This is a genomic window from Mycobacterium sp., assembly GCF_046091765.1.
GTDB lineage: Bacteria > Actinomycetota > Actinomycetes > Mycobacteriales > Mycobacteriaceae > Mycobacterium.
Genome location: NZ_JBJTCF010000022.1, coordinates 1 through 6589 on the forward strand (window position 1 = coordinate 1; position 6589 = coordinate 6589).

Sequence of the window (6589 nt, forward strand, 5' to 3'; positions counted from 1 at the left end):
GCACACCCCGAGGACCGCGCCGATCTGCGGCGGATGATCGCCGAGGGCCGGGTGGAGGTGATGGGCGGCACGTACAACGAACCCAACACCAACCTCACCGGCGGGGAGACCGCGATCCGCAACTTCGTCCACGGCATCGGGTTTCAGCGTGACGTGCTCGGAGCCCGCCCCCGCACGGCCTGGCAGCTCGACGTGTTCGGTCACGATCCGCAGTTCCCCGGGATGGCCGCCGACGCCGGTCTGACGTCGAGTTCCTGGGCGCGCGGCCCGTTTCACCAGTGGGGACCGATGGCCGCCAAGGACGGGCAGGCCGGCGATCCGCGACGCATGCAGTTCAGCAGCGAGTTCGAGTGGATCGCGCCGTCGGGAGTCGGCTTGCTGACGCACTACATGCCCGCGCACTACGCGGCCGGCTGGTGGATGGACTCCGCGACCTCGCTTGCCGAGGCGCAGCAGGCGACCTACGAATTGTTCTGCGAACTGAAGTCGGTGGCCCTGACCCGCAACGTGCTGTTGCCGGTCGGTACCGACTACACCCCGCCGAACGCCTGGGTCACCGAGATCCACCGCGATTGGAACGCCCGCTACAGCTGGCCGCGGTTCGTCTGCGCGCTTCCGTCGGATTTCTTCACCGCCGTGCGTTCGGAGCTCGCCGAGCGGGCGGTCGAGCCCTCGCCGCAGACCCGGGACATGAACCCGATCTACACCGGCAAGGACGTCTCCTACATCGATACCAAGCAGGCCAACCGGGCGGCCGAGGACGCGGTGCTGGGTGCCGAGCGCTTCGCCGTCTTCGCGGCCCTCCTCGGCGGTGCCCGCTATCCGGAGGCCGCCCTGGCCAAGGCGTGGGTCCAGCTGGCCTGGGGCGCCCACCACGACGCCATCACCGGCAGCGAGTCCGATCAGGTCTACCTGGACCTGCTCACCGGATGGCGTGACGCGTGGGAGCTCGGCCGCCGCGCGCGGGCCGGGGCGTTGTCGGTGCTGACCCGGGCGGTCGCGACCGGGACGGGTGCCGGCACCTCCGTCGTGGTGTGGAACCCCTTGGCGCACAGCCGAACAGATGTGGTGACGGCACACCTGGACGAACCGGTGACAGCGATCCGGGTCGTCGATGCCGAGGGTGCCGACGTGCCGGCGGTGGTCGAAGACGACGGGTATTCGGTGAGCTGGCGCGCCGACGCGGTGGGCTCGTTGGGATGGCGCACCTATCGACTTGTCGACGGGGCCGCGGCCGGCTGGACCCCGATCGACGGGGTGGCCATCGCCAACGAGTACTTGCGGCTGACCGTCGACCCGGCGCGCGGCGGCGGGGTGGTCTCGCTGCTGCACGGGGAGCGGGAGTTGGTCGCCCCCGGGGCGGTGGGCAACGAGCTCGCCGTCTACGAGGAGTACCCCGCGCACCCGGAGGCCGGCGAGGGCCCGTGGCATCTGCTGCCCCGCGGCCCGGTGGTGTGCTCGTCGGCCGGCCCGGCGTCGGTGCGCGCCTACCGCAGCGCACTGGGGGAGAAGGTGGTGGTCAGCGGAACGGTCGACGACGTGTTGCGCTACACCCAGACCCTGACCCTGGTGCGAGGCCTGGACCGGCTGGACTGCCGCATCACCATCGACGACTTCACCGGCGCGGACCGGTTGGTGCGGCTGCGCTGGCCCTGCCCGGTGCCCGGGGCGCTGCCGGTCAGCGAGGTCGGCCATGCCGTCGTCGGGCGCGGCTTCGGGCTCATGCACGACGGGTCCGCCGAGCACGCGGTGGACACCGCCGAACACCCGTGGACCCTGGACAACCCGGCGCACGGGTTTTTCGGCCTGTCCTCCTGCGTGCGGGTGCGCGTCGGGGAAGAGACCCGCGCGGTCGCGGTCGCCGAAGTGGTCGCGCCGCCCGCCCCGGCGAAGCAGGCGGCGGTGCGCGCATTGATGGTGGCGCTGGCGCGCGCGGGCGTCACGGCGACCTGCAGCAGCGCTGGACACCCCCGCTACGGGCATCTCGAGGTGGACTCCAACCTGCCCGACGCCCGGATCAGTCTGGGCGGCCCGCAGGACAACGCCTTCACCGCGGCCGTCCTGGCCGCCGCCGACCCGCGCTATGCCGCGGAAGTCGAACGCCAACTGCGGCGCGGGCGCGCGCGTGTGTTCGTCCCCGCCGCCGAAGCGCTGGACCGCGTCTGGGTGACCGACGCCGACGTTCGCGGCGTGCTGGACCTCCCCGTGCTGATCGTCGCCGGCGAAGCCGCGATCGCCGAGCTGACCGCCGATCTCGCCGACGCGGAGATCGTCGTGGAACAGCAGCCGCCGGCGCGGTGCCCAGCGTTCGAGGCGCGCACCGTCGCGCTGATCAATCGCGGGGTACCCGGTTTCGCGGTCGGCAAGGACGGGACCCTGCACAGTTCGTTGATGCGGTCGTGCACCGGCTGGCCGTCGGGGACCTGGATCGACCCGCCGCAGCGCACCGCCCCGGACGGTTCCCACTTCCAACTGCAGCACTGGAGTCACACGTTCGACTTCGCGGTCGTCGCGGGACCGGGGGATTGGCGTGAGCTCGCGATGGTGTCGCGCAGTGCGGAGTTCAACCACCCGCTGCAGTGCGTGACAAGCGAGGGCGCGGCGGCCGGGCGGAAATCCGGGAGGCTGCCGGCCGACGGCTCGCTGCTGAGCGTCGAGTCCGCCGGGACGGTGGCGCTGGCCGCCCTGAAAGCCGGCGGCAATCCGACCGCGATCGGCAGTGCGGCCGACGTCGATCCGGGCTCGGTGACCCTTCGGCTGCTGGAAACCAGCGGAGTGGCGACGCGCGTCAGCCTGTCCAGTCCGCTGGTGGACATCGACAACGTGCAGGCTGCGGATCTGCTGGAGAACCCGCGGCCCGACGATGATCCGCTGCGACTGCACGGCTACCAGATCGCCACCGTGCGCGCACGCCTGCGCGCGGACCCGGTTCTCGACGCCGCGTCGCCGCTGGCGCCCGATGCCGAGGCCGCCCAGCCGCTCTACGCGCGCTACTGGCTGCACAACCGCGGGCCCGCCCCGCTGGGCGGGCTGCCCGCCGTCGCCCATCTGGACCCCGAAACCGTCGCGGCTGCGCCGGGGCAGACCGTGCGGCTGCGGCTGACGGTGGCCAGTGACTGCAGCGACGCCAGCCTCACCGGGTCCGTGCGACTGCGCACCCCGCACGGCTGGACACCGCAGGAGGAGGGCGCACGGATGTGGGCGCCGCGGGGGTGGTCGTTCGACGTCGCGCCGCGCGGGCATCTCGAGACCGAGGTCAGTGTGCGCGTCCCGGACGACGCCGAGGCGGGCCACTACCCGGTGCGGGCGCAGCTTTCGCTGACCGGCGACCTCCCGCCGGCCTGGCGGCAGACCGTCGAGGATGTCTGCGTCGTCACCGTCGGTGATCCCGCGCCCGATCCGCTGCGCCTGGTCGCCGGTCCGGCCGACGTCGCGGTCGCCCCCGGCGGCACGGCCCGGCTTACCGCGACGGTCGCCAGTGACGCCCGCGCCGACCTGGCGCTGGAAGCCCACCTGATCAGCCCGTGGGGCACCTGGGACTGGATCGGCCCGGCGTCGTGCGGTGAGGTGCTGCGGGCCCGGTCGCAGGCCGAGGTCAGCTTTGCGGTGACCCCGCCGCGGTGGGCCACCCCGGGCCGGTGGTGGGCGCTGATCCGGGTCGGTTGTGCGGGCCGGCTGCTCTACACCCCGGCGGCGGCGGTGACGGTCGGATGATCGCGGCGACCGTGGCCGGAGAGCCCGTGGCCGTCACCGAGGTCGACGCCCGCGAGGCGGCGCTGCGCGACTCGCCGCACACCGCGGCGCTGCCGCGACCGGGCACCCGCGAGGGCCGCCAGTTGCGGCGGTGGCTGACCCAACTGCTGGTCACCGAGAAGGTGCTGGCGTGCGAGGCGCGCGAACTCGGCGTCACCGTCACCGCGGACACCCCGGCCGAGTCCGACGTGTTGCCCGACCCGACCGCCCGGTTGGAGATCGGCAGCATCGCCGCTGCCGCGCTGGCCGCGCCGTTGGCCCGGGCGCTCTACGCGCATCTGACCGCCGGCGTCGGCGTCGACGCCGCGGCGGCCGCGGCGTATCTGCGCCGAAACCCGCGACGCTTCGCCGGTGAGCCCGAGCCCGAACGTGCGGTGGCCGCGATGCTGCGCGGTGCGGCACGGCGGCGCGCCTTCCGGATCTGGCTCGACCAGCGCCGCGCCGCGCTGGTGTGGCTGGCGCCGGGTTACGAGCACCCGGGCGACCCACGCCAGCCCGACAACATCCACCAGCATTGACCGGCACTGAGACGCCACGCAGATGAGCCCGACTCTCGCCCTCGACATCGGCGGCACCAAGATCGCCGCCGGGCTCGTCGACGCCGACGGCCGGCTGCTGCACCGCGAGCAGCGGCCCACCCCGCGCAGCACCGATCCCGAGGTCGTCTGGGCCGCCGCCGAGAGCGCGATCGCCGCCGCCGTCGCGGCGGCTGCCGGGACCCTCCGCGGCGCGGGCATCTCCTCGGCGGGGCCGATCCACCTGGCGGAGGGCGCGATCAGCCCGATCAACATCCCCGCCTGGCGGCACTTCCCGGTGTGCGAGCGGGTCGGCCGAGCCGTGCCCGGTGTTCCGGTTCGCCTCGCCGGGGACGGCCTGTGCATGGCGCTGGGCGAGCACTGGTGCGGCGCCGGGCAGGGTGCCCGGTTCCTGCTGGGCATGGTGGTCTCCACCGGGGTCGGCGGCGGACTGGTGCTCGACGGCGCGCCCTACGCCGGGCGCACCGGCAATGCCGGACACGTCGGCCACGTGGTCGTCGAGCGCGACGGCCCGCCGTGCGCCTGCGGCGGACGCGGCTGCGTCGAGGCGATCGCGAGCGGTCCGCGGCTGGTGGCCTGGGCCCGCGAGCAGGGCTGGGCGGCCGCTCCCGGGGCCACCGGCAAGGACCTTGCCGACGCCGCGGCCCGCGGCGAGGAGATCGCGCTGCGCGCCTTCCGCCGGGGTGCCGGCGCGCTGGCGGCGATGATCGCCTCGGTGGCGGCGGTGTGCGACCTGGATCTGGTGGTCGTCGGCGGCGGGGTGGCCAAGTCCGGTCCGGTGCTCTTCGGCCCCCTCGGCGCCGCGCTGCGTGAGCACGCCGGGCTGGACTTCCTCTCGGGACTGCGGGTGCTGCCGGCCGCGCTGGGCGGCGAGGCGGGCCTGGTCGGGGCCGCTGCGCTGCTTCGCCCGGGCTAGGGCCGCGGGCCGCGTTTTGCCGGGCCGGGGTGCCGCAGGCTATTCTGGCCGGGTTCCACCGAAGACCGTCGGTCACCGAGCAGATCGGTTGAAGGTCCGGGAATCTCCCGGCGGCCCGCGCAGGAGGACGAGGCTTGCACCGCTGTGCGGTTCTGCGCGCCCCGGCCGTCTGTGCCGGGGCGTTCGTGTTTCCCGGGTCGTTTCGGTGGCGGGACACAGACAGCTCGTGAGACAGCTCGTGAGACAGGAGGCATGCATGGCCAAGGTCGACAAGCCCAAGGCCGACAAGGCCGGCGCGGTCGCCGAGATCGCCGAGAGTTTCCGGGCCTCGACGGCCACCGTCGTCACCGAATACCGGGGACTGACCGTGGCCAACCTCGCCGAGCTGCGACGCACCCTCAGCGGCAGTGCCACCTACACCGTCGCCAAGAACACCCTCGTTCGCCGCGCTGCGGCCGAGGCCGGCATCGACGGGCTCGACGAGCTATTCGTCGGGCCGACCGCGATCGCGTTCGTGACCGGCGAAGCCGTCGACGTCGCGAAGGCCATCAAGAAGTTCTCCAAGGACAACAAGGCCCTGGTGATCAAGGGCGGCTACATGGACGGCCACCCGCTGACCGTGGCCGAAGTCGAGCGCATCGCCGATCTCGAGTCGCGCGAGGTGCTGCTGGCCAAGCTGGCCGGCGCAATGAAGGGCAACATGGCCAAGGCGGCCGGGCTGTTCAGTGCTCCGGCCGCGCAGGTCGCCCGCCTGGCCGCCGCACTGCAGGAGAAGAAGTCCGGCGAAGCCGCCGCGTAACCCAACCAGCCCAACCAGGAAGGACCCACAACCATGGCAAAGCTCAGCACCGACGAATTGCTCGATGCGTTCAAGGAGATGACCCTGCTCGAACTCTCCGACTTCGTGAAGAAGTTCGAGGAGGTCTTCGAGGTCACTGCGGCCGCCCCGGTCGCGGTGGCCGCCGCGGCCGCCCCGGGCGGCGGCGGCCCGGCCGCCGAGGCGGGCGAGGAGCAGTCCGAGTTCGACGTGATCCTCGACGACGCCGGCGACAAGAAGATCGGTGTCATCAAGGCCGTCCGCGAGATCGTCGCGGGTCTGGGCCTCAAGGAGGCCAAGGACCTCGTCGACGGAGCCCCCAAGCCGGTCCTGGAGAAGGCCACCAAGGAATCCGCCGAGGAGGCCAAGACCAAGCTGGAGGCCGCTGGCGCCAAGGTCACGGTCAAGTAGTTTCGCCGTCTCGAAAATCCCCCGCGGCCAGCGCCGACACCCGGCGCGCCGCGGGGGATTTCTCATGGTCGCATCACGCTCGGCGCAAACGGAGTGCCTGCCGTTGACGTGCGCTACAGTGACACAAACCACAGGGTCAGCCAGACCGGGGGCCTG

5 protein-coding genes are annotated in these 6589 nt (G+C 72.9%); all 5 read left to right on the forward strand.

Annotation, left to right across the window (positions count from 1 at the left end):
* Positions 1 to 3714 (forward strand): glycoside hydrolase family 38 N-terminal domain-containing protein (locus ACKOB8_RS02170; protein ID WP_526375182.1); only part of this gene is annotated, 3714 nt, incomplete at its 5' end.
* Positions 3711 to 4271, forward strand: coding sequence for a DUF7158 domain-containing protein (locus ACKOB8_RS02175; RefSeq protein WP_526375184.1), 561 nt, complete (start codon positions 3711 to 3713; stop codon positions 4269 to 4271). The genes ACKOB8_RS02170 and ACKOB8_RS02175, both read left to right, overlap by 4 nt.
* 22 nt (positions 4272 to 4293) lie before the next feature.
* On the forward strand, positions 4294 to 5205 hold the full coding sequence (locus ACKOB8_RS02180) for an ROK family protein (RefSeq protein ID WP_526375186.1): 912 nt from the start codon (positions 4294 to 4296) through the stop codon (positions 5203 to 5205).
* A gap of 256 nt (positions 5206 to 5461) precedes the next feature.
* Positions 5462 to 6004, forward strand: coding sequence for a 50S ribosomal protein L10 (gene rplJ, locus ACKOB8_RS02185; protein WP_526375187.1), 543 nt, complete (start codon positions 5462 to 5464; stop codon positions 6002 to 6004).
* 33 nt (positions 6005 to 6037) lie between these two features.
* Positions 6038 to 6433: a 50S ribosomal protein L7/L12 gene (rplL, locus tag ACKOB8_RS02190; protein ID WP_526375189.1), complete on the forward strand. Its 396-nt coding sequence runs from the start codon at positions 6038 to 6040 to the stop codon at positions 6431 to 6433.
* Positions 6434 to 6589: the final 156 nt, after the last annotated feature.

Excerpts from the sequence above, each read along its gene's own strand:
- rplJ (WP_526375187.1), top strand. The coding sequence starts at position 5,462 with ATGGCCAAGGTCGACAAGCCCAAGGCCGACAAGGCCGGCGCGGTCGCC.
- rplL (WP_526375189.1), top strand. The coding sequence starts at position 6,038 with ATGGCAAAGCTCAGCACCGACGAATTGCTCGATGCGTTCAAGGAGATG.
- ACKOB8_RS02180 (WP_526375186.1), top strand. The coding sequence starts at position 4,294 with ATGAGCCCGACTCTCGCCCTCGACATCGGCGGCACCAAGATCGCCGCC.
- ACKOB8_RS02175 (WP_526375184.1), top strand. The coding sequence starts at position 3,711 with ATGATCGCGGCGACCGTGGCCGGAGAGCCCGTGGCCGTCACCGAGGTC.